Annotated in this window: 1 protein-coding gene; it reads right to left on the reverse strand. The window is 46.7% G+C overall.

Translation table 11 applies throughout. The annotated features are described in order from the left end of the window. On the reverse strand, window positions 1–3,946 hold a 3,946-nt coding region (locus HW098_RS10190; RefSeq protein ID WP_176140020.1), incomplete at both ends, for a Rib/alpha-like domain-containing protein.

The following is a 3,946-nucleotide window of genomic DNA, read 5'->3' on the forward strand; positions in this document are numbered from 1 at the left end:
TATCAATCTCAGCTTTCTTAGTCTCAGCCGCTTTGTCGATAGTCCCTTTAGAAGCATCTGTGACTTTGTATTTGGCTGGTACATTTTCCGTACTACCATCTTCATATGTCACTGTAAGTTCAATATCATGGAAACCATCTGTTGTAGGATAACTTGTTCCATCTTTCAGATTAACAGTCTGTTTGTGTTCAGCATTTACAGCGTCTAACAAATCATTATCTGTAACATTTTGTTTGTATGGTTTGACTAGTGTATTTGTAGTCACAGTATGCTCTGTCGGAGTGATACTTGCACTTGATGCCTGACTGGTTGTAGCGTCGCTTCCCTTGGTTGCGCTGACACTTACTGCTTGACCAGCTGTGTAGCTTGATGGTTTCAAGCGTAACGTACCGTTATCTAATAGACTCGCATCACCGCTTGTTACCGTCCAGCCTGTCGCTCCTTTGCTGAGCTCAACTGTTTGACTTGCCCCTTGCTTATCTGTATAAGTCAAGCGTGCTTTATCCGCAGTGTCTGGTAAGCCGATTTCAACATCACCATTTTGCCATTGTTTAGTTGTAGCTTCGCTTGGTGTTGCTTCTTTAGCTTGGACTGTAACTTCTACATCTTCTGTAGAATCATCGTCATAAGTGACGGTCACTCCCACAGTTTGACTGGTTCCTGCCGCTACTGTTGGAAGAGCGTCTTTAGCTACCGCAGTTTTCTTATGCTCTGCTGTTACGGCATTGCTAATAGAATCTGCTGTTGGCTTGCTATCTGCTTCTACCGTAATGGTGCTAACAGTTGGCTGCGTATGACTTGGAACAATTATAGTCGCTTCGCGTGCCGCGCTGACATCTGTGCCAGTTCCGGCTGTTGCTTGAGCTGTGATAGACTTACCACTGCTTGCTGTTCCTTGTTTAACAGTTGCCTTGCCATCTTTAACTGTGATTGGGCTATCCGCTGGTGCACTCCAGTTGCCATCTGCTCCCTTGGTAAGTTCTACTGTCTTCGTAACCGTATCACTTTCTGGGTAGTTAATCACGACTTTATCCGCATCAGCTGGTAATGGAATCACAACATCCCCATTTTGTTTACTTTCTGGAGTAAAGGTTGATGGTTGAGCTGTCTTCACTTTACCAGTGGATGGCTTACTTTCCATGTCTTGTGCTTTGGCTTGTACCGTTACCTCAGTTCCGGCTGTAGCTGTCTTGGCTTTCAAGACTGGCTTGCCATCTGCTCCCACTTCAAATCCTTCTGGAACTTGCCAACCTTGGTCAGTCTTCGTAAGGGTCACTTTCGTTGACGCTTGACTGCCTGCTGGCGTGTAGGTTACTTCAAGACTTGTCGCGTCACTTGGAGCTTCTATTTGGACGCCACTATCAATTTGTGGAGTCACAACTGGACTGTTCAGTAAGCCCACTGCCTTGTGGTCAGCTGCTTCTGATGGATCTGATAAAGCTGATTTTTGAGTAGCTTTTACGATGCTACCTGCCTGAGCTGTATTGGCCTGCATCACAATCTTGTTACCAGTTGTCACGACTGTGCCGATATTGACACTATCTGTCTTCGTCCAATCCCCATTAGCTTCCTTATCAAAGGTTAACTTACGAGTATTGCCAGCCGCATCCACATAGTCTACTTCTGCATGAGTTGCCTTGTCATCCAATTCAACTTCAATGCCGTAGTCTGCGTTTTGACTAATCGTTGGTTTACCCAAGCGTGGCGCTTTGGCATCTGCACTATCACTTGACTGACTTGTAAAGTCTTTACCGTCAATTGTCGTGATACCTTTGGCTGTGACACCTGCACCATCTTTCACCTTGTCCGCTGCTACCGTAAGCTTGCTGCCGTCTGGGCTAATCGTGATGCCACTGTCTGCTGGCGCTGTCCAGCTACCATCTTGGTTCTTCGTAACCGCTACGGTTGTTGGAGCGTCTTGTCCTTCTGGAGTGTAAGTCACTTCAACTTTCGTTGTTTCCTCTGGAATCGTCACACCGACTGTTCCGTCAGTATTTGGAGTCACAACTGGTTTATCTGGGACAACTGTAATCGTCACCGGTGTTTCTACTTCCTTACCTCGAAGCTCAGCCGGTACGTCATCGCCCTTACCATAAGTGGTCACAACTGTCTTCGTCACTTCTCCTACATGGTCGGTACTTGGTTTATCTCCATCCTTCCATGCATGAGTCGTACCATTAGGGAAGCCTTCTGTGTTTGGTGCTGGTTTCACATAGTCAGAAGCGTCTTCTGAAAGCGTGCTACCTTTATGCGCATCAATACCTGGAGTTGGGTTCTCTGCCACTGCGTACACTGTTGGTGTCACGTATTGGGTCGTAACGTCTGATACCGCTACACCATCACTTGGGTAAGTGACTTGGATACGTGGAAGAGTTTTGCCGACTTCTACCTTAGCTGGTTGGTTTTCCCAACTCAAACCATTGTTGCTGTCTGCTGTTACATACTTGCTCAAGTCATCATTTGTAATATCTTGACCATTTTTCTTCACGACAGCTTTGGCGCTTGGTTGCGCTAAAGTAGTGAAGGTGAAGTTGACCTCTTGCTCATTCGTTTGACCGGCTAGGCGCACTAGAAGGGTTTCTGTTCGTGTGCCTGCCTCTGCCGTTTTTCTAGTCGCATCTTGGTTCTTCCAGCGGCCTGTTGCGCCTGTGAAGTCCGTAGCTGCGTCTGAACGACGGAGTAACTTAGCTAGAGTGGTTTCGTTCAAGTTATCCAACTCAGTAAGAGTGCCTGTTCCCTTCATGGTTTGGATGCTACCTTTAGCACTTAGAGTGATGAAGGTTGAAGCTTTGGCAGTACTTGCATCTGATTCAACGCGTTCAGTTGCTTCGGTTGGTTTGTAAACCGCTTTGGCTGTGATGTTGGTTGATGTTGGGATGTCTTGGGTCATCGTTACATCAACTGTCGTTAAATCACTGTAGCGAGTCGTACCAGCTTTCGGTACATCTACAGAACCAATTTTCGTATCGCCATTGTAGAGCTCAACAGTGGTTCCTGGTGTCGCATTCGCAATATGGATGGTTTTTCTTGTACCGGCGCTTCCTGTCAAGTCAGTCGTAATACTTGGAGTCGCTGGTTTGGTCACAAAGGTGATTTCCTCTGTTTCTTCTGCCAGATTTTCATCTTTCGTATTACCACCGTCTACTTGTGGGTAGTAAACTTTAACCTTGTTGGTCTTCTTACCAAGCCAGTCATCGTTGACTTTACCCCAAGTGCCTGAACCATAGGCCTTATTAGCTGTCTCATCTGTTTGCCATGTGTACTCTGTGCCTTGTGGAAGATCTGGTCCATTTTCTGCTTTCTTCACATAAGCGCTAGCTTCTGTTGAGGCAAAGGTTGAACCAATCGTACGCACGACTTCTGTTTCCTTGGCTACTGCATGATAAGTTGGAAGGGCTACTTCTAGCGTTTGAACCGTCTTACCTTCCGCATTGTCTGCTGGGTATTCTACCTCGATACGTCCCACATTGCTTGCGGACGCTGTTGCGATACCTGGTGCAGTGCCACCTTGCCAACGAACTGTTACGCCTGCTGGTTTAGCCACTGTTTGGTTGCCATCTTTGAAGACTACATATGTCTCTGCGTCAGCTCCATGTGACAAGGTACCTTGTTTATTGTTATAGCCGTTCGGACTAGCTAGAGCTACCGTTGGATAAACATGCACTGGAATCGTCACTTCTGTGCTTCCTGAGCCTGGAATTGTAACAGTCGCTTTGTAAGTCGCATCACCCACACGGCTGTAGTCTGGAGTTTCCTTCCATTCTACTGTTGAGCCTGTTGGAAGAGCTGTATCGTCTTTGTATTGAAGTCGATCTGCCAATGCGTCTGTTGGCGTTGCTCCCTTAATCAAGTGGTAGTCTTTGGCTTTTAGACCATCTGTTACCTTCAAGCTTGTGCCGTAGTCTGATGCTGTTCGTTCAGCTGCTACGGTTGGTTTGTAGATACT

The organism is Streptococcus sp. 1453 (assembly GCF_013276955.1).
Taxonomy (GTDB): domain Bacteria; phylum Bacillota; class Bacilli; order Lactobacillales; family Streptococcaceae; genus Streptococcus.